Annotated in this window: 20 protein-coding genes; 16 read left to right on the top strand and 4 right to left on the bottom strand. The window is 63.2% G+C overall.

Annotation, left to right across the window (positions count from 1 at the left end; all coding sequences use genetic code 11):
* Positions 1-74 precede the first annotated feature (74 nt).
* The 11 genes from X730_RS158865 (at position 75) to X730_RS158915 (ending at position 13,156) form a co-directional block, all read left to right on the top strand.
* Positions 75-3,482, top strand: coding sequence for an SPOR domain-containing protein (locus X730_RS158865; protein WP_023815401.1), 3,408 nt, complete (start codon positions 75-77; stop codon positions 3,480-3,482).
* A gap of 133 nt (positions 3,483-3,615) precedes the next feature.
* On the top strand, positions 3,616-4,635 hold the full coding sequence (gene nagZ / locus X730_RS158870) for a beta-N-acetylhexosaminidase (RefSeq protein WP_023681654.1): 1,020 nt from the start codon (positions 3,616-3,618) through the stop codon (positions 4,633-4,635).
* 174 nt (positions 4,636-4,809) lie between these two features.
* Entirely contained in the window at positions 4,810-5,610 is an 801-nt protein-coding gene (locus tag X730_RS158875) for a ScpA family protein (protein WP_023667690.1), read from the top strand.
* Positions 5,607-6,374 carry an SMC-Scp complex subunit ScpB gene (gene scpB, locus X730_RS158880; RefSeq protein WP_023667689.1) on the top strand — a complete coding sequence of 256 codons (768 nt, stop codon included), beginning with the start codon at positions 5,607-5,609 and terminating at the stop codon, positions 6,372-6,374. The genes X730_RS158875 and scpB overlap by 4 nt, the downstream gene beginning before the upstream one ends.
* 180 nt (positions 6,375-6,554) lie before the next feature.
* Entirely contained in the window at positions 6,555-6,776 is a 222-nt protein-coding gene (locus X730_RS158885) for a twin-arginine translocase TatA/TatE family subunit (RefSeq protein ID WP_023681650.1), read from the top strand.
* Positions 6,777-6,861: 85 nt separating this feature from the next.
* On the top strand, positions 6,862-7,602 hold the full coding sequence (tatB, locus tag X730_RS158890; protein WP_023825718.1) for a Sec-independent protein translocase protein TatB: 741 nt from the start codon (positions 6,862-6,864) through the stop codon (positions 7,600-7,602).
* Complete coding sequence (tatC, locus tag X730_RS158895) at positions 7,599-8,474, top strand: twin-arginine translocase subunit TatC (RefSeq protein ID WP_023667686.1); 876 nt, start codon at positions 7,599-7,601, stop codon at positions 8,472-8,474. Before tatB ends, tatC begins: the two co-directional genes overlap by 4 nt.
* Before the next feature lie 116 nt (positions 8,475-8,590).
* Entirely contained in the window at positions 8,591-9,895 is a 1,305-nt protein-coding gene (gene serS / locus X730_RS158900) for a serine--tRNA ligase (RefSeq protein ID WP_023825717.1), read from the top strand.
* Positions 9,895-10,656 carry a 5'/3'-nucleotidase SurE gene (gene surE, locus X730_RS158905; protein WP_023710683.1) on the top strand — a complete coding sequence of 254 codons (762 nt, stop codon included), beginning with the start codon at positions 9,895-9,897 and terminating at the stop codon, positions 10,654-10,656. Before serS ends, surE begins: the two co-directional genes overlap by 1 nt.
* A gap of 26 nt (positions 10,657-10,682) precedes the next feature.
* Positions 10,683-11,336, top strand: a complete 654-nt coding sequence (locus X730_RS158910) for a protein-L-isoaspartate(D-aspartate) O-methyltransferase (protein ID WP_023825716.1) — start codon at positions 10,683-10,685, stop codon at positions 11,334-11,336.
* 320 nt (positions 11,337-11,656) lie between these two features.
* The gene (locus X730_RS158915; RefSeq protein ID WP_023825715.1) at positions 11,657-13,156 is read left to right on the top strand and encodes a peptidoglycan DD-metalloendopeptidase family protein; all 1,500 of its coding nucleotides are present in this window, start codon (positions 11,657-11,659) and stop codon (positions 13,154-13,156) included.
* A gap of 100 nt (positions 13,157-13,256) precedes the next feature.
* On the opposite strand, the gene X730_RS158920 is transcribed toward X730_RS158915, so the two are convergent.
* Positions 13,257-14,132, bottom strand: coding sequence for an ATP-binding protein (locus X730_RS158920; RefSeq protein ID WP_023825714.1), 876 nt, complete (start codon positions 14,130-14,132; stop codon positions 13,257-13,259).
* Positions 14,133-14,417: 285 nt separating this feature from the next.
* On the opposite strand from X730_RS158920, the gene yajC reads away from it, so the two are divergent.
* From yajC to X730_RS158945, 5 genes are all read left to right on the top strand, one after another.
* A complete protein-coding gene (yajC, locus tag X730_RS158925) occupies positions 14,418-14,765 on the top strand; it encodes a preprotein translocase subunit YajC (RefSeq protein ID WP_023667680.1) in 348 nt (115 codons plus the stop codon).
* Between the two features lie 54 nt (positions 14,766-14,819).
* The gene (locus tag X730_RS158930; RefSeq protein WP_023744782.1) at positions 14,820-15,815 is read left to right on the top strand and encodes a hypothetical protein; all 996 of its coding nucleotides are present in this window, start codon (positions 14,820-14,822) and stop codon (positions 15,813-15,815) included.
* A gap of 217 nt (positions 15,816-16,032) precedes the next feature.
* A complete protein-coding gene (secDF, locus tag X730_RS158935) occupies positions 16,033-18,585 on the top strand; it encodes a protein translocase subunit SecDF (RefSeq protein WP_023667677.1) in 2,553 nt (850 codons plus the stop codon).
* 11 nt (positions 18,586-18,596) lie between these two features.
* Complete coding sequence (locus tag X730_RS158940; protein ID WP_023688226.1) at positions 18,597-18,986, top strand: Mth938-like domain-containing protein; 390 nt, start codon at positions 18,597-18,599, stop codon at positions 18,984-18,986.
* Position 18,987: 1 nt separating this feature from the next.
* The gene (locus X730_RS158945; RefSeq protein ID WP_031196638.1) at positions 18,988-19,830 is read left to right on the top strand and encodes a phytoene/squalene synthase family protein; all 843 of its coding nucleotides are present in this window, start codon (positions 18,988-18,990) and stop codon (positions 19,828-19,830) included.
* A gap of 36 nt (positions 19,831-19,866) precedes the next feature.
* Here the strand turns inward: X730_RS158945 and trmFO are convergent, their stop codons facing one another.
* The 3 genes from trmFO to X730_RS1000000165805 form a co-directional block, all read right to left on the bottom strand.
* The gene (trmFO, locus tag X730_RS158950) at positions 19,867-21,279 is read right to left on the bottom strand and encodes a methylenetetrahydrofolate--tRNA-(uracil(54)-C(5))-methyltransferase (FADH(2)-oxidizing) TrmFO (protein WP_023825712.1); all 1,413 of its coding nucleotides are present in this window, start codon (positions 21,277-21,279) and stop codon (positions 19,867-19,869) included.
* 490 nt (positions 21,280-21,769) lie between these two features.
* Positions 21,770-21,913 carry a DUF1127 domain-containing protein gene (locus tag X730_RS1000000165810; protein WP_023667673.1) on the bottom strand — a complete coding sequence of 48 codons (144 nt, stop codon included), beginning with the start codon at positions 21,911-21,913 and terminating at the stop codon, positions 21,770-21,772.
* A 51-nt stretch (positions 21,914-21,964) separates the two neighbouring features.
* Positions 21,965-22,105: a DUF1127 domain-containing protein gene (locus X730_RS1000000165805; RefSeq protein WP_006335194.1), complete on the bottom strand. Its 141-nt coding sequence runs from the start codon at positions 22,103-22,105 to the stop codon at positions 21,965-21,967.
* Positions 22,106-22,211: the final 106 nt, after the last annotated feature.

The following is a 22,211-nucleotide window of genomic DNA, read 5'->3' as shown; positions in this document are numbered from 1 at the left end:
CCACATTGCGCTGGTAAGGGCCAACCCTACGCGACGTCCATGGCGTCCGAATGAGTGCGAGTTCGGGAACAATAATGGCAGACAGAACCCAGCTGAGAGTAGCCGACAACAACGACATCGCCGAAGATGATCCGTTCGCTGAACTGACCAGGATCATGGGTTTCGATCCGCGCCAGCCGGTCAAGCCGCAGGCGCCAGCCGTCGAGACGGCTGCGGACGAGGGCGATTTCGACATCGACCTCGAGAAGGAGTTGATGGGCGAATTCGGCGATGAAGTCGGTTCCATGGAGGCCAGCCAGCCAGCTCCCGAGGTTCACCAGCCTGCCGCTGAGCCCTACGAACCTGCTGCCGAGATTCGCGAGCCGGCTTTCGAAACCACCGATGCCGCGATGGACGATGCGCTGGCTGCTTCGCTGGAATATGATTTCGTCTTCGACGATGCCGCCGATCTGGATTTCGGCGCTGCCCCGCAGGCTGCGGCTGCTCCCGTTGAACCCTCGTTTGCCGAACCTTCGTTTGCCGAGCCCGCATTCGACGAAGCTGCATTCGACGATGATTTCGACAATGCCGTGGCCAGCTCGCTGGAAAACGTATCGCCGCTCGAAGACGACCTGCCGATGGACGACGACCTTGCCGCTTCGCTCGAGCAGGGGTTGCTGCTCGATGACGATGCGACCGTCGCCCATGCCGCAGATGTCGCCCAGGTTGCTGCTGCGCCCGCCGACGATGTCGCGTTCGACGATGATTTCGACAATGCCGTCTCGATGTCGCTGGAAGACGAGCTGACGCTGGACGGTCCTGCGCCGGCGCAGGACCAGTATGCCGCGCCAGTAGCCGAGGCGCCGGTCGTCGGAGTCGCCGACCACACTGTTGCCGACGAGGATTTTGCGGGTCATTTCGATGACGCGATGGCCGATGTCGACATGGACTTTGCGGCCCAGGATTTTGCAGCCCAGGATTTTGCGGCCGAGCATTTCGAGCCGCAGGCTTTCGAGGCTCAGCCTGTTGAGGCCGAGGATCCGGAAGAGAGCGATCTGCAGGTCAGCGCGCCGGTTGAGATGGATGCGCCGGAAGTGGACGAGACGCCGGCCTGGACCGTGGAGGCCAGCCCCTCTCATGAGACTGCGCACGAAGCATTCGACGATTTCGATCTGAGCATCGATGATGCGCTTGCCGATCACGAGCCGGTAGCCGAGACCGCACCCGCTCCGGTTCAGCTAGCTCCGGTCGCACCAGCCTATGTGGCGCCTACCAATATGGCGACCCCGGCCGCTCCGGTCGCTGACGAACGGACGTTGGAAGATGAACTCAACGCGCTGCTTGGCGCCATGACCACACCACGCCCGGCGCCAGTCGCGCCGATTCCGCTCGTCACCGAGCCCACCAGGGCTGCCGCCATCGAGCCCACCAGGACTTATGAGTCGGTTGCCCCGGTGCAGCGGTCCGTCGCAACGCCGGTCGCTCCGGTCGATAATCTCGACTGGGACCTGGACGAACACGCGCCGGCTCCTCAGGAGGCCCAGGCGGACGATGCCGATTTCGACGATCTGCTTGCCGGCGAACTCGAGGGCCATGAGCCCGAGATCGAGTTCGATGATCATGCCTTCGATGCGGCGCTCGCCAAGGGCATCGATCTCGGTAAGGACACGGCAGCACCGGTCGCTGGCGATTGGCGCTCGACGCCGCCGGAGCCGGCGCGTTCGTGGAGCCGCGTGACTCCCACCCCGGCCCAGCCTTCCTTTGCAGCGCAGCCGCAACCTTCTTTTGCAGCGCAGCCGCAAGCTTCTTTTGCAGAAAAGCCGTCCATGCCGCCAGCGGCAGCGCCAAGCTATCGCGACCAGCCGGTTGCCGCTGCTGCCTATGTGGCGCCGACGCCATCGCGCCAGGCGCCGCCTCAGGCCTATGACGAGATGCCGGATGTCGAGACGGTCGATGTGCCGGAGCGTGTGGTGGCGATTGCCGACGACCTCGACATTCCAGAACTCAGCTTCGAGCAAGACGAGCCCGCCGCCTATGACGACATCGACGCCGAATTCGCCGGCATGCTCAACGAGATGAACGCGGTGGAAGTGGCGCCGCCCACTGCCGCACGCAGTGCCGGCTATGATGACGATTCCTACAGTTCCGGCTTCGGTTCGGGCCACGAGCTCGACCAGCGCGCCTATGCGGCGCGGCCAGCCGAAGTGCTTGCAGCCACGCAAGCTCACCACGCCGATGCCGCCGGCGGCTTCGACATGGACGATCTGCCCGGCAGCCAGCCGGTTTCGCAGGCCGACGATTTCGCGGTCGACGAACTCGACTACGATCCGGATCTGGACGAGGCAATGGCGGTGCCGGGCCTCGCCGAGCAGGAAGCCGCACGGCCGCGCAGGAGCGGCCTGCTGGTCGCGGGCGTCGTTGCTGCGGTTGCGATTGCCGGCGGCCTTGGCGCCTTCGCCTTGTCGTTCGGCGGCAAGGGCGGCAGCGATGCGCCGGTCATTGTCAAAGCCGACAACAGGCCGATCAAGGTCAAGCCCGAAAATCCGGGCGGCGCCGTGGTGCCGAACCAGGACAACAAGGTTTATGATGCGGTCGCCAAGGGCACCAAGCCGGCCGAGCCGGTTCAGGAGAAGCTGGTCACCAACACCGAAGAGCCGGTCGATGTGAAGGCGCAGGAGCCTGAAAGCCGCGTCGTCGATCTGTCGCCCGACGATACTGCCCCAGGCCCGGACGCTGCCGGCAACCCCGAAGCTGCCGTCAACCCCGACGCTGCCGGCAACCCCGACGCGGCTGTCGCGCCGGCGCCAAAATCCGAGGACCGCATTGCGCAGGTGCTGCAGGAAGCCGAGAAGAACCCCGATACGGTCGCCGTTGCCCCGCGCAAGGTGCGGACCATGGTGGTCAAGCCCGACGGCTCGTTGGTGGCACGCGAGGACTCGACGCCGGCCGCGCCGCAGGTTGCGGCGACTGAGCCGCTTGACCCGGCGCCGCAGCACGTCGCCCCTTCGGCCGATGCCGAGCAGACCGGCACCGTGGCGCCTGCCGATCAGGCAAATAGCGACCAGGCAAGTGCCGAGACCGCCAAGCCGGTCAAGCCGGTAAAGCCGGCGGCTGCGCCGAAGGCTGAGACCCAGTCCGCCAACACGCCGCAGACGGTTGCCGTAGCGCCGCAGCGCCCGTCCGACCAGCCGGTCGACGTGGTCGGCGAGGTCAAGCCCGACCAGGTTGCCTCCATCCCGGCGACGGCTTCGACATCGGGCGGTTCGTGGTCGATGCAGATCGCTTCGCAGCCGACGGTCGAAAGCGCCCAGGCCAACTACGCCGACCTGCAGCGCCGCTATGGAAATGTGCTCGCCGGTCGCACCGCCAACATCGTCAAGGCGGAGATCGCCGGCAAGGGCACCTTCTACCGTGTCCGGGTGCCTGCGCAATCGCGCAACGATGCGATCAATCTGTGCACCAGCTACAAGGCTGCCGGCGGCAACTGCTTCGTGTCGCGGTAAGGCCGGATCCAATTATCAGAGCCGGCGCGTTCCCAAGGGTCGCGCCGGCTTTTTCATGTGGATGGGCGAGAGGTTGAGGCGCTTGCCGTCCGGGGAGATTCCCTTTGCCGGCGCGAAGCCCTAAACTGGCGGAATGACCGAATCAAAATCCATGATCCTCGGCTGTGCCGGGAAATCGCTGACCCGCGAAGAAATCCGTTTCTATCGCAATGAATGCCCGTGGGGCTTCATCCTGTTTGCGCGCAATATCGGCGAAACGGAGCAGATCCGCGATCTGGTCGCCGAAATGCGCGACTGTATCGGGCGCCCCGATGCGCTGGTGTTCATCGATCAGGAAGGTGGCCGGGTGCAGCGCCTGCGGCCGCCGCTGGCGCCGAACTATCCCGCCGGCGGTGCGCTCGGCGCATTGTGGCGCAAGGACCATGATGCCGGCACCCGGGCTGCCTGGCTGATGGCACGGCTGCACGCCTTCGACCTGTTGCGCTACGGTATCTCTGCCGATTGCCTGCCGGTGCTGGACGTGCCGATCGAGGGCGCCAGCGACGTCATCGGCGCGCGCGCCTATGGCAAGGAACCGCGCCCGGTCATCGAACTCGGCCGGGCGGCAGCGGAAGGGCTGATGTCGGGCGGCGTGCTGCCGGTCATGAAGCACATTCCGGGCCATGGACGCGCCTTTGCCGACACGCACTTCGAACTGCCTGTGGTCGATGCCTCCCTGAGCGACCTGCAGCGGCATGATTTCGCCCCTTTCCGCGAGCTTAGCCATCTGCCGATGGCGATGACGGCGCATGTCGTCTACAGCGCCATCGATCCGAACAACCCAGCGACCACCTCAGGCAAGGTCATCGACGAGATCATCCGCCGCGAGATCGGCTTCGACGGGCTGTTGATGAGCGACGACACCTCGATGAAGGCACTTTCTGGGGATTTCCCGACAAAGGCGGCCTCGATCCTTGCGGCGGGCTGCGATCTGGTCCTTCACTGCAATGGCGTTTTCGAGGAGATGGCGGGCATCGCATCGCGAACCACGGGACTTGAAGGGACGTCGCTGGAGCGCGCCAAGCGGGCGCTGACCTATATAAGGGATCGCGACCGGGCCGACGAAACCGAGATACGCGCCGAGTTTGCCACCTATTTCGATGCGGTGGCCTAGAGACGGATGATTTCAGGTCTGTTCGACCTGAAATCTGAATCCGTCTCTAAATTAGATAGAGAGAGCATGATGTCGTCCGAAAACCGCTTCACACTTTTCGGCATCATGCTTTAACCAGAGGTAAAGGAACAAGTGGCGGAGACATTGGACAGCAAGGCTGCGAAGGCCGCACCGATGGACCGTCTGTGGGCCGAGAACGACGATTCACGGGTCACCGGCGACCCGTCGCTGGTCGTCGACGTCGCCGGGTTCGAAGGTCCGCTCGACCTCTTGCTGCATCTCGCCCGCAACCAAAAGGTCGATCTGTCGCGGATTTCCATCTTGGCGCTGGTCGAGCAATATCTGACCTTCGTCGAGACGGCGAGGGCGCTAAGGCTTGAGCTTGCCGCCGACTACCTGGTGATGGCGGCGTGGCTGGCCTTCCTCAAGTCGAAGCTCCTCATCCCCAAGCAGCCCGGCGAGGAAGGCGAAAGCGGCGAGGAACTGGCCGCGGTGCTGCAGTTCCGGCTGAAGCGTCTGGAGGCCATGCGCGACGCCTCGGCAAGGCTGGTCAACCGCAACCGGCTCGGCCGCGACGTGTTTGCACGCGGCATGCCTGAAATGGTCATCGTCGAGAAGCGTAACGCCTATTCGGCCTCGCTCTACGATTTGCTCACCGCCTATGCGCAGCAGCGCCAGAAACAGGCGATCACCAATGTGACAATTGCCCGGCGTGGCGTGTGGTCGCTCAAGGATGCGCGCGATATCCTGACCCGGCTGATCGGCTCGCTGCGCGACTGGACGGCGCTGGACAGCTATCTGATCAATTACCTGACCAGCCCGGACGAACGGCGTACCGCGATTGCCAGCTCGTTCGCGGCGTCGCTGGAACTGGTGCGCGAAGGCAGCATCGAGATGCGACAGGACCAGGTGTTCGCGCCGCTCTATCTGCGCGGCCGCGCGCAACCAATCAAGGCAGTCGAGGTGGCATCATGAGCGAACGCGCCAACGCTTCGGTCATTCCGTTCAAGGTCGAAGAAGAGACCGAGGAGGGCATTATCGCCCAGGACCCGACTGATACCCTGCTTCTGAATCCTGGCGAACGGCTGCATATGGCCGAAGCCATACGCATGGCCGAGGCGATCGTGTTCGCCAGCGCCGAGCCGGTCAGCGAAAAGCAGCTCGCAGCCAGATTGCCCGATGGCATCAGCATTGCCGCTGCCATGGCTGAGCTGCAGCAGATCTATGCGCGGCGCGGCGTCAATCTGGTTCGGGTCGGCGATGCCTGGGCGTTCCGTACCGCCGGCGATCTCGCCTTCCTGATGAGCCGCGACACGGTGCAGCAGCGCAAGCTGTCGCGCGCCGCGCTCGAAGTGCTGGCGATCATCGCCTACCACCAGCCGGTGACGCGCGCCGAGATCGAGGACATCAGAGGCGTCGAGACCTCGAAGGGCACGCTGGATACGCTGCTCGAAACGGAATGGGTGCGCATGCGCGGCCGCCGCCGCACGCCCGGCCGTCCCGTCACCTACGGCACGACAGACACTTTCCTCGACCATTTCGCACTGGAGGAGATCCGCGATCTTCCCGGGATGGACGAACTGAAGGGGGCAGGGCTGCTCTCCGGCCGCATGCCGTCGAATTTCGCCATCCCGTTGCCGCCGGCCGATCCGGACGCGCTGACCGAGGACGAGGATGCGTTGACCGACATCGATCTCGAGGAACTCGGCCTGCTGACGCCGCGCGTCACGGAAGATTGACCGCAAGCCGCTGTCAAAAAGCTGCATTGCTGCGGTAGATGCGCCGATTGGTAGCGGGCAGCTTTGCCGAAAATGCGTGACATAAGCCGCGCCTTCATAAACTTTGTCGCTGTTGTGTTTGAATCCCAACGCGAAAACGCATAGATCATCGCCAGGGAAAACATTCGAGAGAGAGTTACAATGGGTTCATTTTCGATTTGGCACTGGATGATCGTGCTGGTGATCGTGCTGCTGGTGTTCGGCCGCGGCAAGATACCCGAGCTGATGGGCGACATGGCGAAGGGCATCAAGAGCTTCAAGAAGGGCATGGCCGACGACGATACCGCCGAAGACAAGCGCACCGTCGAGCACCGCCCGGACGAGACCGTTTCGGCAGTGAAGGAAAAGGCCAGCAAGAGCTGAGCCCGAGGTTGTTGCTTTTGAGCAAGTCGTGTCCAAAAGCCGCTTCGCACTCTTGGGCGACAAGCACTAGTCGGAACTGATTGCCATGTTTGAAGTCGGCTGGACCGAAATGCTGGTGATCGCGATCGTCATGATCGTGGTCGTCGGACCCAAGGATTTGCCCAATATGCTGCGCACCTTCGGCCGCACGACGGCGAAGCTGCGTGCCATGGCCTCCGACTTCCAGAAGCAGTTCAACGAGGCGCTGAAGGAAGCCGAGCTCGACGACGTCAAGAAGTCGGTCGATACGCTGCGCGGCCTCAATCCGGCGGCCGAGATCCGCAAGCAGCTCAATCCGTTCGAACAGGCGGCAGCAGAGGTTCGCTCCGGCGTCGATGCGGTGATGAAGCCGAAGCCCGCCGTCGATCCCGCAACGCCCGCGGCAGAAACACCACAGGCGGCCGAGCCGCTCAAGAACGGCGCGACGGTGATGCCGGGTCTCAACGGACCGGAAACAGCGCCGGCGGCGCCGATCCTTCCGGCGATGACCGACGAGGCCGTGGTGACACCGGCTGCAGCAACAGCAGCGCCACGAAACGCGCGCGCCAAGGGGGCTGCGATATCAAAGGCCCCGGCAACCAAAACAACGGCAGCCAAGGCAGCACCGGCAAAGCCGGCGCCTGCGGCGAAGGTTGCGGCCAAGCCGTCAGCGGCGCCCGCCAAGGCTGCACCCGGAAAAGCCGCCACCAAGCCCGCTGCGGCACCGAAGGCAGTCGCAAAGGCTGAGCCGAAGCCTGCGCCGGCCACGAAGCCCGCGTCCAAGAAGACGGCGGGGGCCGCCAAGTGAGCATTACGGACAGCGAAAAGGACGAGATCGAGAAGTCGTCGGCTCCGCTGATGGAGCATCTGATCGAACTGCGCCGGCGGCTGATCTGGTCGATCGGCGGTTTCTTCGTCGCCTTCCTCGTCTGCTTCTTCTTTGCCAAGAAGCTGTTCAATCTTTTGGTCGTTCCGTTCAAGTGGGCCACGCAGTGGGCCGGGCTCGATCCGCACAAGGTCGAGCTGATCTATACGGCGCCGCAGGAATTCTTCTTCACCCAGGTCAAGCTCGCCATGTTCGGCGGCATGGTCATCGCCTTTCCGCTGATCGCCACGCAGATCTACAAATTCATCGCGCCAGGCCTCTACAAGAACGAACGCAACGCGTTCCTGCCGTTCCTTATCGCATCGCCGATCCTGTTCCTGATGGGAGCGTCGCTGGTCTATTTCTTCTTCACGCCGATGGTGATGTGGTTCTTCCTCGCCATGCAGCAGGCCGGCACCGACGACCAGGTGCAGATTTCGCTGCTGCCGAAAGTGTCGGAATATCTCAGCCTGATCATGACGCTGATCTTCTCCTTCGGCCTGGTGTTCCAGCTGCCGGTGGTGACCAGCCTGATGACGCGCGTCGGCATGCTGTCGTCGAAGGCGCTGGCCGAGAAGCGCAAATGGGCGATCGTCATCGCCTTCGTCGTCGCGGCGGTGCTGACGCCGCCTGATCCGATGAGCCAGATCGGTTTGGCCATCCCGACCATCCTGCTCTACGAGGTGTCGATCTGGGCGGCCCGGCTGATCGAGCGCGATCAGGTCAAGCAGAAGCTGGCGCGCGAGAAGCAGGAAGCCGCCGAAGCCGTGGCCGAAAAGGCGGCGGACGCGTCCTCAAAGCAGGCTCGTTCATAGGCTGTCGCGTTCGGGTATCCGCGTTAGCGGAAAAACGCGACAGCCGCTGACCCTCATCTTGCATCGATGAAGGATGCGGTTTACCCCCTCAGCCTTATTCTGAGGACGAACCAACCATGCTTGATATCAAATGGATTCGCGACAACCCGAAGGCCCTTGTCGAGGCGCTGGCCAAGCGCTCGTGGTCGGCTGACGAGGCGCAGTCCACGGTCGATGAGCTGATCAAGAAGGACGAAGCGCGGCGCGAGCACGTCACCGAGCTGCAGACCAAGCAGGAACGCCGCAACGCCGCCTCGAAGGAGATCGGCAACGCCATGCGTTCGGGCGACACGGCACTTGCCGAAAAGCTCAAGGCCGAAGTCGGCGATATCAAGACCTTCATCCAGAATGGCGAGGCGCGCGAGCGCGAGCTCGACAAGGCGCTGAACGATGCGCTGGCGGTGCTGCCGAATGTGCCGCTCGACGACGTGCCGGTCGGCAAGGACGAGCACGACAATGTCGTCAAGCATATCGTCGGCGAGGTGCCGACTCGGCCGAACTGGGTGAAGGAGCATTTCGAGATCGGCGAAGCGCTCGGCATGATGGATTTCGAGCGGGCGGCAAAGCTGTCGGGATCACGCTTCACCGTGCTGAAGAGCGGGCTGGCGCGGATGGAGCGCGCCATCGGCCAGTTCATGCTCGATCTGCACACGACCGAGCATGGCTATGAAGAAGTCATCCCGCCACTGATGGTGCGCGACGAAGTGCTTTTCGGGACCAACCAGCTGCCGAAATTCGAGGACGACCTGTTCTTCGTGCAGCATGGCGATGGCCGGCTCGGGTTGATTCCAACCGCCGAGGTCCCGCTCACCAACCTGGTGCGCGAAGAAATCACGGCCCATGAAAAGCTGCCGCTGCGCTATACGGCGCTGACGCCGTGCTTCCGCTCGGAAGCGGGCTCCGCCGGCCGCGACACGCGCGGTATGTTGCGCCAGCACCAGTTCTACAAGGTCGAGCTGGTTTCGGTCACCGACCAGGAGTCTTCGCTCGCCGAGCACGAGCGGATGACGCAGTGCGCCGAAGAGGTGCTGAAGCGACTGGAATTGCCGTTCCGCACCATGGTCCTGTGCACGGGCGACATGGGATTTGGCGCGCGCAAGACCTACGACATCGAGGTCTGGCTGCCGGGACAGAACGCCTATCGCGAGATCTCGTCCTGTTCAGTGTGCGGCGACTTCCAGGCCAGGCGCATGGATGCCCGCTACAAGGACAGGGACGGCAAGGGCAACCGCTTTGTGCACACGCTGAACGGTTCGGGCACCGCTGTCGGCCGTGCGCTGATTGCCGTCATCGAAAACTACCAGAATGAGGATGGCAGCGTAACCATTCCTGAAGTGCTGCGGCCTTATATGGGCGGTCTGGCGAAGATCGAATCGAAATAATGCGCATTCTTCTGACCAATGATGACGGCATCCATGCGGAGGGCCTCGCGTCGCTCGAACGCATCGCCCGCACGCTGTCGGACGATGTCTGGGTGGTGGCGCCGGAGCAGGACCAGTCCGGCTACGCGCATTCGCTGTCGATCTCGGAGCCGCTCCGGTTGCGCAAGATCGGCGAGAAACACTACGCCGTGCGCGGCACGCCGACCGACTGCGTCATCATGGGCGTCAAGAAGATCCTGCCAGGCGCGCCGGACCTGATCCTGTCGGGCGTCAATTCCGGCGCCAACATCGCCGACGACGTGACCTATTCCGGTACCGTCGCCGGCGCCATGGAAGGCGCGCTGCTCGGCATCCGCTCGATCGCACTCAGCCAGGGTTATTCCTATGTCGGCGAGGACCGCGTCGTTCCCTACGAGACCACCGAAGCGCTGGCGCCGGCGCTGCTGAAAAAGCTCGTCGCCATGCCGCTGCCGGACGGTGTGCTGCTCAACGTCAACTTTCCCAACTGTCTGCCTGACGAGGTCGCCGGCACCGTCGTGACGTCGCAAGGCAAGCTGGTGCACAGCCTGTGGGTCGACGAGCGCCGCGACGGGCGCGGCCTGCCTTATTACTGGCTGCGCTTCGGCCGCGAGCCGGTCGAGGGCAAGCAGGGCACCGATCTCCATGCTCTGCGCAACCGGCTCGTGTCTGTGACGCCGCTGCAGCTTGACCTCACCGCGCATGAAATCCGTGACCAACTGACCAAGGCGCTGTCTGAATAAGGTGTTCGCATGAAGAAGGTTCTGGCATGAACTTGCCGCTCGACGATCGCGAGGGTTTTGCCGCTTTCCTGCTGCGCCTGCGCGGCCAAGGCGCGGTGCCGAAGGCGCTGATCGCAGCCTTCGAGGCGACGCCGCGGCGCGGCTTCCTCAACGGCCAGTTCCATTCCATCGCCTGGTCGGACGGCATGCTGCCGATCGAATGCGGCGAGGCGATCGAGGGCGCCGATCTGCAGGCGGCGGTGATTGCGGCCCTGGCAATAGAGCCCGGCAACCGGGTGCTCGAGATCGGCACCGGCTCGGGCTACACGGCAGCGGTGATGTCGCGGCTCGCGGCTCGGATCGTCAGCGTCGACCGCTACAAGACGCTGGCCGAGCAGGCCAGGCAACGCTTCGAGGCGCTCTGCATCGGCAATGTCATCGTGCGCCAGGCCGATGGTTCCACCGGCCTTGCCAACGAAGCGCCGTTCGACCGCATCGTAGCCTGGGCGGCTTTCGACAGCCTGCCGCGCTTCCTGCTCGACCAATTGTCGAGCGGCGGCATCGTCATTGCCCCGATCGGGCCGGAGGAGGGCGAGCAGGTGCTGGCCAAGCTGACCAAGGTCGGCAGCCGCTTCGAGCGCGAGGATATCGGCACCGTGCGCCTGCAGCCGATCCTGCGCAGCGTCGCGGCGGTTATTTAGGTGAACTGATATTCAGGTGAGGCCGGCCTGCAAATGCCAGCTTCCTGCGCTTCCGGTGCTCACGTGTTTGAGTACGCTCCGCTCCGGCCTTCGCCGGCCGAAGCCGTCATAAATGCCTCCGCTCTATGAAGGCTACGGCCGGCGTAGGCCGGTTCTCAGAACCTGTCATTTTCGACTCGGGCCGATCTGAATCAACGCAGCTTCGGCGCATTCGAAAATGTTTTAAGAAAATTCGCGTCTGATTCTATGGGGTTAACCCGCCAGTAACATTAACGCGCTTTAATCATGACCAGTGTGTACCGGGTCTGCGGGTTAGTGCGATGCAATTCAGTGTTATGAAGGCAAACGGGCGTACTCTGTCGCGGGGCTGCGCTGTCCTCATGCTAGCCGGAATGGCAGCGGGGTGTAGCTCCCAGGTCTCGCGGTTCAACGGTGTCGACGACGTCTTCACCTCCTCGACCAACAATCAGCGCGCCATCATCGACAAGCAGAGCACCGCGCAGCCCTATCCGGGCGATGTGGCGCCCGAGCCGATCGCTGCAGCACCTGTCGATGGCAGCCATAACCAGTCGGTCAGCCGCTCCAGCCTGGAGCCGGTCACCGTCCAGCAGCTGCCGCCGCCAAGCGCGCCCAAAGCCGCTCCGATGCGCACCGCTTCCGCGCCTGCACTTGCGCCGGCACCGCATGTCGACAGGACGACCACCGGCACCGTGCAGCCGGCAAGGCCGTTCAAGAATGCCGGTGACTCCGATCCGAAACCAGTTGCCGCCGGCACGCCGCACGCCACGGAGATCGTCGTCAGGGACGGCGAGACCATTTCCGGCATCGCCCATCGCTATCACGTGCCGGCCGACGTCATCATGAAGGTCAACGGCTTGAGCGCCACCAAGGGGCTGAAGACCGGCCAGAAGCTGGTCATCCCGGCCTATGCCTATTCGAGCAAGGGGACCGAGCCGAAAGTTGCCGACGGCAAGCCGGCAAACAGCCCCAAGGCGCCGGCGCCGGAGAAGATCGCCGTACTGCCGCAGCAGCCGAAACTCAAGGACGGCAAGTCCGCCGCGCAGGTTGACGCTTCGGCAGCGAACAAGCCGAAGACCGACAAGCCGGCGCAGACTGCCTCGGCCGCGCCAAAAGCCGGCGCGGGCACCTACACGGTCCAGTCGGGCGACAGCCTGTCCTCCATCGCCAGGAAGACCGGCGTTGGCATCGTGGCGCTGAAGCAGGCGAACGGCATGCAAGACGGCCTGCTCAAGATCGGCCAGACGCTGAAGGTTCCGGCAGGTGGCACCGCAACGGTCGCCAGCGCCAAGCCGGCCAAAGTTGATCCGGTGACGACCGCGACCACCCAACCGGCGGCAAAGCCGACGGAGACGCTCGCCACCTACACGCCGCCGAAGAAGGACGCCAAGGTTATCCAGCAGGCCGAGGACGACGATGCTGTTGCGCCCGATGCCACCGGCATCGGCAAGATGCGTTGGCCGGTGCGTGGCCGCGTCATCTCCAATTTTGGTGGCGGCAAGGATGGTGTCGACATCGCCGTGCCTGAGGGGACGCCGGTCAAGGCGGCCGAAAACGGCGTGGTCATCTATGCCGGCGACGGCCTCAAGGAATTCGGCAATACGGTTCTGGTGCGCCACGAAAACGGGCTGGTCACCGTCTATGGTCACGCCAGGTCGATCGAGGTGCAGCGCGGCCAGAAGGTCAAGCGCGGCCAGGAAATCGCGCTGTCGGGCATGAGCGGGACCACCGACTCGCCGAAACTGCACTTCGAAGTGCGCAAGAACTCGGCCCCGGTCGACCCCTCTGGCTATCTCGAATAGAACAATAAACGTTTTGCAGGCCGTCTGACCTCCAGTCCGGCCCGCCGGCTCAGCCCGCTCCGCAAGGGGCGGGCTTTTTCAGTGACCTGACGCAAATCAATCAGTCGTTCAGCGGCTTGCCGAGCCGGCCGGCCAGATCCTGGGCGAACTGCCAGGCGACGCGGCCCGAGCGGCTGCCGCGCGTCGTTGCCCATTCCAGGGCGTCGGCGCGCAGCTGCTCCGGGTCGATAGTGAGCCCGTGATGGCTGGCATAGCTGTTGACCATGTCGAGATATTCGTCCTGCGAACATTTGTGGAAGCCGAGCCACAGGCCGAAACGGTCGGACAGCGAAACCTTTTCCTCGACCGCCTCGGACGGGTTGATGGCGGTCGAGCGCTCATTGTCGATCATGTCGCGCGGCAACAGGTGCCGGCGGTTCGACGTGGCGTAGAAGATGACATTGGCCGGGCGGCCCTCGACGCCGCCTTCAAGGGCTGCCTTCAGCGACTTGTAGGAGGTGTCGTCATGGTCGAAGGAGAGGTCGTCGCAAAACAGGATGAAGCGAAACGGCGCCGCCTTCAGCAGGCCCATCAGCCTGGGCAGCGTGTCGATATCCTCGCGGTGGATCTCGATCAGTTTGAGCGGCAGGTCGGATTTGGCCTGGGCGTTGATCTGCGCATGCACGGCCTTGACCAGCGAGGATTTGCCCATGCCGCGCGCACCCCACAGCAACACGTTGTTGGCGGCGTGGCCGGCGGCGAAGCGCTCGGTGTTTTCGACCAGAATGTCGCGCACGCGGTCGACGCCGCGGATCAGGCCGATGTCGACGCGATTGACCTTGCGCACCGGCTCGAGATAGCCGGGGTCGGCCTGCCAGACGAAGCAATCGGCCACGGCAAGATCGGTCTGCGGCACCGGCGGCGGGGCGAGGCGGGTGACCGCCTCGATCAGGCGGTCGAGCTTTTGGTTCAGGGCCTCGATGGTGCTGTCGGTCATGTCTCGTCTTTTATGTTTCTGCACGAACGTGCGTAGGGGCGGAAATCGTCCTGGTGGAAGCTGCATGAAAACCGCTTCCAAGCTTTTGTTTGAGCATGATCTTTTGCGAAAACCACGCCGGCTTTCCGGGAGCATGCTCTAACACGGGTCAACCGGCCGGAAAAGCAGCCGAAAGCCAGGCCTCGCAGTTGCATTGGCAACTTTACCCACTATATTCCGGCCAAATTTGGCGGGGCCGTCTCGTGGCCCTTTTTCGTATCCCAGTTCATATCCCAGGAGTTCTTGATGTTCGTCACACCGGCATACGCCCAAGCTACCGGAACTCCGCTTGGTCCGTTCGGGGATATCGGCATGATACTCCCGTTCGTTCTGATCTTCGTGATCATGTATTTCCTCATCATCCGGCCGCAGCGCGCCCAGTTGAAGAAGCGCCAGGAGATGATCTCGGCCGTGCGCCGTGGCGACACGGTCATCACCGGCGGCGGCTTCGTCGGCAAGGTGACCAAGGTGATCGACGACAATGAGCTTGAGATCGACCTTGGCGGCGGCACCAAGGTGACGGCGCTGCGCTCGACGATCGCCGATGTTCGGGTCAAGGGCGAGCCGGTGGCCAATCAGAACGCCAAGAAGTAAGCCAGTTTCCCAAGCGGAGCGATCCGCGGGCAGAGCTCTGACAAAAGACGGCGTATGGTCCATTTTTCGCGCCTGAAAATGATCCTGATCTGGCTTGCTATGGCCACAATGCTCGTCGACGCGCCCAGTCTTCACGCTGCCGGCGCGGACGTGCTGCTTCGATTGGACGCGACCGATGTGATCGATCGCCGGTTGGAGGCGACGCGTGACGAAATCAGGACGCTGCTGCGCGATGCAAGGATCGGCTATACTGGTCTTGCTAAGTCGGGTCGGGCCGTTCAGGTGCATATCACCGACGCCGCTCAGGTCGGCGCGGCCAAGATGGCATTGGAGGCGGTGACTGATCCTGTCCTTGGCAGCGCTGGTCCGGTCCAGGAAGTGATCCTGGATGATACCGGAGCAGCGTTGCTCAAGTTCACGGTAACAGACACAGGTATCAAGTATCGGATGTCGATCGCGCTTGCGCAGTCGATCGTGGTCATTAAGAATCGCCTGCGTGATCTTGGTGTAGCCGACCCAGTAGTGCGGCCAGAGGGCGAAGACGGTATGCTGGTCCGGACCTCGGGCGTTGCGGATTTGCAAAGGCTGAGGAGAATTCTCACCCGAACCGGAATGCTGACTTTTCAGTGGGTTGATGAGTCGATGCCGGTCGCTGATGCGATCAATGGCCGGACGCCCGCTGGCTCGGTGGTGGTTTATTCGAAGGACGATCCACCGGTTCCCTATCTGGTTGAGAGCCGAACGATCGTTTCCAGTGACGACATTGTCAATGCTCAGGCGACTCCCAACTCCGTCACAAATGAGCCGGCGGTTTCGTTCACCTTCGATTCCAGGGCAACGGCACGCGTTGCGCAGGCGACCTCGCAGAATGTCGGCAAGCTATTTGCGATGATCCTCGACAACCAAGTGCTTTCGGTGCCAGTCGTCCGCGAGCCAATTCTTAACGGCCGCGGCCAGATATCGGGCAACCTCACCAAGGAGAACGCCGATGATCTGGCCTTGCTTTTGCGTTCCGGACCGATGCCTGCACGATTGAAAATAGTCGAGTAGCGCACGATAGCGCCCGGCGGTGATCAGAATTAGAATGGAACCGACAGAGGCGATTGACGCCGAAACCGCTGCCGGCGGCAGCGCCAAATTGACCTCAGCGCGCTCGACAATCGGCGAAGTGCGGGTTAAGGGCGAGCCGGTGGCAAATAAGAACGCCAAGAAATAACCGAATTGTCGGCGGAACGATCCGCCAGTACGCCCTGACGGACAACGCCATATGCTGTATTTTTCGCGCCTGAAGATGATCCTGATCTGGATCGCCGTGGCCGTCACATTCATCCTTGCCGCGCCAAATCTCTTCCCGGCCAGCACATTGGCGCAATTGCCCAACTGGGTGCCGAAGCGGCAGATGACGCTTGGTCTCGATCTGCAGGGCGGTTCGCACATCCTCTTGCAGATGGACCAGAATGATCTCGTCAAGGCGCAGCTGGAAACGACGCGCGACGAGATCCGCACGCTGCTGCGCGATGCCAAGGTGGGCTATACCGGCCTTGGCGGCACCGGCAGGACCGTACAAGTGCGCATCACCGATCCAACCCAGATCGATGCCGCCAAGGCGGCGCTTAAGCCGCTGACCGATCCGGTCGCCGCCGGCCTGTTCACCGGTGGCTCCATCCAGGAAATGTCCCTGGATGATTCCGAAGCCGGGCTGCTCAAATTCACCGTCACCGACGCCGGCATCAAATACCGCACCTCAGCCGCATTGGCGCAGTCGATCGAAGTCGTCGAGCGTCGCGTCAACGAACTCGGCACCACCGAGCCGATCGTGCAGCGGCAGGGCGACGACCGTGTGCTCGTCCAGGTGCCGGGCCTGCAGGATCCGCAAAGGCTGAAGGAGATCATTGGCCAGACCGCCAAGATGACCTTCCAGATGGTCGATACCTCGATGTCGGTGCAGGATGCGCTGAACGGCCGCCCGCCGGCAGGCTCCTCGGTGCTTTATTCGCAGGACGATCCGCCGGTTCCGTATCTGGTGGAAAATCGCGTCATCGTGTCCGGCGAGGATCTTGCCAAGGCCACCGCAACTTATGATTCCCGAAACAACGAGCCAGTGGTTTCGTTCGTCTTCAACTCGCGCGGTGCGACACGGTTCGGCCAGGCGACGCAGCAGAATGTCGGCAAGCCGTTCGCCATCATCCTCGACAATCAGGTGATTTCAGCGCCGGTGATCCGCGAACCGATCCTCGGCGGCAGCGGCCAGATTTCAGGCAATTTCACCGCCGAAAGCGCCAACGACCTCGCCGTGCTGCTGCGCGCCGGTGCGTTGCCGGCAAAGCTGACCGTGATCGAAGAACGCACGGTGGGCCCGGGCCTCGGCCAGGATTCGATCCATGCAGGCAAGGTCGCCGGCATCATCGGCTCCATTCTCGTCGTCGCCTTCATGTTCGTCGCGTACGGACTTCTCGGCTTCCTCGCCAACATTGCGCTCGCCGTGCACGTGGCGATGATCGTCGGGGTCTTGTCGCTGCTTGGCGCGACGCTGACCTTGCCCGGCATTGCCGGTATCGTGCTGACCATCGGCATGGCGGTCGATTCCAACGTGCTGATCTATGAGCGCATCCGCGAGGAGCGACGGGCCGGCCGTTCGGTCATCCAGTCGATCGACACCGGCTTCACCAAGGCGTTGGCGACCATCGTGGATTCCAACGTGACGTCGCTGATTGCCACGGTCGTGCTGTTCTATCTCGGCACCGGACCGGTGAAGGGCTTCGCCATCACCTATGCCATCGGCATCCTGACCACGGTGTTCACCGCCTTCACCTTCACCCGTCTGCTGGTGTCGATCTGGCTGCGCCGCGCGCGTCCGAAGGAATTGCCGCGTGCGCCGGTGACCTTCGTTCCGGCCGGCACGAAAATCCCGTTCATGGGCATCCGCCGCTGGACCTTCGCACTGTCCAGCCTGCTGTCGATCGCGTCGGTTATCGGATTCCTGACCATCGACATCAACTACGGCATCGACTTCAAGGGCGGCTCGATCATCGAGGTGCAGTCCAAGCAAGGCGACGCCGATATTGGCGATATCAGAAGCCGGCTGTCGGAGCTAAACATCGGTGAAGTGCAGGTCCAGCAATTCGGCGCGCCGAACGACGTGCTGATCCGCGTCGGCACCCAGGATGGCGGCGAGAACGCCGAGCAGACCGTCATCGACAAGGTGCGCGGCGAGCTCCAGGACAATTACGATTTTCGCCGCGTCGAGGTGGTGGGCCCGACGGTTTCGGGCGAGCTGGCCAAGCAAGGCACGATCGCCATGATCATCGCGCTGATCGGCATCCTGGTCTATGTCTGGTTCCGCTTCGAATGGCAGTTCGCGGTCGGCGCGATCGTGGCGACGGTGCACGATGTGGTGATGACGCTGGGCTTCTTCGTCATCACCGGGCTCGAATTCAACCAGTCTTCGCTGGCTGCGATCCTGACCATTATCGGCTATTCGCTCAATGACACGATCGTCGTCTATGACCGTGTTCGAGAAGATTTGCGAAAATACAAGCGAATGCCGCTCCCGCAATTGTTGAACAACGCCATCAACGAGACGCTTTCGAGAACGACGCTGACTTCGGTGACGACCATCCTGGCGCTGCTGGCGCTGGTGTTGTTCGGCGGCGAGGTGATCCGCTCGTTCACCATGGCGATGCTGTTCGGCGTCGTCTTCGGCACCTATTCGTCGATCTTCATCGCAGCGCCCTTGCTGATCCTGTTCAGGCTCAGGCCGCAGGGAGCGAGCGCCGATGAGGAGAAGCCGGTTGGTGGCGGCAAGGCCATGGCGACCTGACGGCCGCGCTGGTGGCAAAAGGCATCGTCATTCGCGAGGCGCATTTCCCCGGACGGGCGCCGATCGAAGCCTACGGCAATGGCGGCTTCCGCTTCGCCGACATGTCGCATCGCGGCTCGCTTCTGTGCCTGCCCTCCGGCATCCACGGCTGGGAGCCGGCCGATCCGCTGGCCCTGACGGCGGCGGATTTCGACCTGCTGCTGGCCGAGGCCGGCAAGGTCGAGATCCTGCTGGTCGGCACAGGCAAGGATTTGCGGCCCTTGCCGACAGCACTTCGGGCGGCGCTGAAAGCGGCTGGCATTGGCTCCGACCCGATGTCGACGGGGGCAGCGGTGCGGACCTACAATGTTCTGCTTGCCGAAGACCGCGCCGTGGCCGCGGCGCTGATCGCCGTCGACTGACGTGACCGATACAGCTGACATCGTCATGGAGACGGTGCGCGCCGGCGACCATGACCGCTATGTCAGCGCACTCTATGCACCGGCCAACAACCGCGCGGCGCTGTTTTCGCTTTACGCCTTCAATGCCGAGATCGCCTCTGTCCGAGACCGCATCCACGAGGCATTGCCGGGCGAAGTGAGGCTGCAATGGTGGCGCGATGTCATCGCTGCTGAAGCCGCAGCCACAGGCAACCCGCTCGCCGATGCGCTGAAGGCGGCGATTTCTGCCCATGGCCTGCCCAAAACTGCCTTCGACAACATGCTCGAGGCCCGCATCTTCGACCTCTATGACGATCCGATGCCGTCGCGCACCGATCTCGAGGGCTATTGCGGCGAGACGGCGGCCGCGCTGATCCAGCTGGCGGCGATGGTGCTCGATCCCAATCAGGCGCCGCGCTTTGCCGAACTGGCGGGCAGGGCCGGCTGCGCCCAGGCGATGAGCGGCCTGTTGCTGCTGTTGCCGCTGCATCGCCGACGCGGGCAATGCTTCGTGCCGGCGGATATCCTTGCCGCGGTAGGCTCATCGCCGGAGGAGTTCGTCAGCGGCGACGGCGGCCCCGGCGCTCAGCGCGCGGTGGCTGCGATGATTGCATTGGCGCAGGAGCATCTCCGCGCTTTCGAGCAAGGGGCGTCCGCACTTCCGGAAACGCTGCGTCCGGCGTTCCTGCCGCTGGCGCTGACCAGCGCCTATCTCGGCAAGATGGCCAATGGCCGCTCGCCGCTTGGTGGCGCAGCCCGGCTTTCGGCTCTGCGCCGTCATTGGCTGTTGCTCAGGCGCGCAACGCGGGGTTGGCCAGCGAGTTAACGTAAACGTCAATCGCGTTAGGAGTCTGAGACTTGGCTATTCAGCAGCTTCCGCTGTTTGCGCCGGCAGCCCTAGCCACTCCCGACACTCTGCCCGCGCGCGTGAGGTGATCGCGTGGCGCTTGGCCACCGTCTTGTCCTTGCCGCGCAGGCGTTTGCCTTCGGTCTTCGGTGCTTCCACCGGCGGGAACAGGCCGAAATTGACGTTCATCGGCTGGAACGAGCGTTTGCCCGGCTCGTCGTCGGAAACGATGTGGCCGCCGGTGATGTGGTTGAGCAAGGCGCCGAAGGCGGTGGTGAGCGGTGGCAGCGATGGCGCGTGGCCGAGCCGCTCGGCGGCGGCGAAGCGGCCGGCGAGCAGGCCGATCGCCGCGCTCTCGACATAGCCCTCGCAGCCGGTGATCTGGCCGGCAAAGCGCAGGCCCGGCCGCGACTTCAACTGCAGCGAGGCGTCGAGCAAGGTCGGCGAATTGATGTAGGTGTTGCGGTGCAGGCCGCCGAGACGGGCGAACTCGGCGTTTTCCAGACCCGGAATGGTGCGGAACACGCGCACCTGCTCGGCATGCTTCAGCTTGGTCTGGAAACCGACCATGTTGTAGAGCGTGCCCAGCGCATTGTCCTGACGCAGCTGCACCACGGCATAGGCTTTTACCGTCGGATTGTGGGCATTGGTCAGCCCCATCGGCTTCATCGGCCCGTAGCGCAGCGTCTCGACGCCGCGCTCGGCCATGATCTCGATCGGCAGGCAGCCGTCGAAATAGGGCGTGCCTTCCCACTGCTTGAATTCGGTCTTCTGGCCGTCGACCAGCGCCTTTACGAAGGCGAGATACTGGTCCTTGTCCATCGGGCAATTGATGTAGTCCTTGCCGGTGCCGCCGGGCCCAACCTTGTCGTAGCGCGACTGGAACCAGCAAATGTCCATGTCGATCGTGTCGAAATGGATGATCGGGGCGATGGCGTCGAAGAAGGCCAGCGCGTCGGCGCCGGTTGCCTCGGCGATCGACTGGGCGAGCGACGGCGCGGTCAACGGGCCGGTGGAGATGATCGCCTGGTCCCATTCCGTTGGCGGCAGGCCCGGCACTTCCTCCCGCTCGATGGTGATCAGCGGGTGCGCTTCGAGCCTTTTCGTCACCGCGTCGGAGAAGCCGTCGCGATCGACGGCCAGCGCGCCGCCGGCCGGCACCTGGTTGGCGTCGCCGGCACTCATGATCAGCGAGCCGGCCAACCGCATTTCGGCATGCAGCAGGCCGACCGCGTTGTTCTCGGCATCGTCGGAGCGGAAGGAATTGGAACAAACGAGTTCAGCCAGCCCATCGGTCTTGTGCGCATCGGTGCCGCGAACCGGGCGCATCTCATGCAAAATGACGGGAACACCGGCTTGTGCTGCCTGCCAGGCGGCTTCGGAGCCGGCAAGGCCGCCGCCGACGATGTGGATTGGATTTTTGCTCATGAGCGCCGGAATAATCGCTTGGCGCGCTGTTTGCAATTGGCCGGCTGCACGCGTGGGTCATTGTCGTGCAACTACGGAGCTCGACTTTCTTATGTCCGCGGCGACGCTCTGATGGCGGCGTAAAGCGCCTCGATCGACTGCATGCGCATTGAAAAGCCTGCCCAAAAACAACAACACCCGCCGCGGGAGGAGGTGCGGCGGGTGTCGTTTTTGGGGCCGATCCTCGGGAGGAGGTGGGGATCGGCCGTATTCGTCATCGCCGGGGAGGAGGTCGGCTTGACGAAATTCTTTTCGCCGGATCGAGGGAGGCGAAATCCCTGGAGGACGAACTGCGTTCACTTTGGAGACGAACTGCGTTCGCTTTGGAAACAGCGCCCGCCGCGGGAGGAGGTGCGGCGGGCGCCGTTTTGGTGGTCAACCCTCGGGAGGAGGTGAAGGCTGACCGTATCCGTCAGGGTCGGGGAGGAGGTCGACCCTGGCGAAATTCTGGTTAGATCGTCGCCCTGCGGGCGATGATCTTGATCTCGTCGCGGACGATGCCGAGATCATGGAGCTGACGGTTCGAAAGGCGACCCAGCTCGGTAACGGTGTCGCGGTAAACGCGCCAGTTACGATAGTTGCGGATCAGGTTCATTGTCGTTCTCTTTTTCAAAACTGGTTCGGATCATTTGCGATCCGAAGAGGATTAGACCGCCTTGCGGGCGACGTAGTGGATGTCACTGCGGCTGATGCCGAGGTCGGTCAGTTCACGGTTCGACAGGCGGCTCAGCTCGGAGACGGTGTCCCGGTAGCGGCGCCAGTTGCGGTAGTTGCGGATCAGGTTCATGGTAGTGCTCGTTTCGTCTTTCTTCGGATCATTCCGTTTGTGTACGAACAGTAAATAGGCTGGGTAATATCGATTTAAAAGTGCTGTTGGCGCATGGCAGCAATGC

This window comes from Mesorhizobium sp. L103C131B0 (genome assembly GCF_000502275.1).
Lineage (GTDB): Bacteria > Pseudomonadota > Alphaproteobacteria > Rhizobiales > Rhizobiaceae > Mesorhizobium.
The sequence above is the reverse complement of the archived record's forward strand: the minus strand, read 5'-3'. Positions and strand labels throughout refer to the sequence as shown.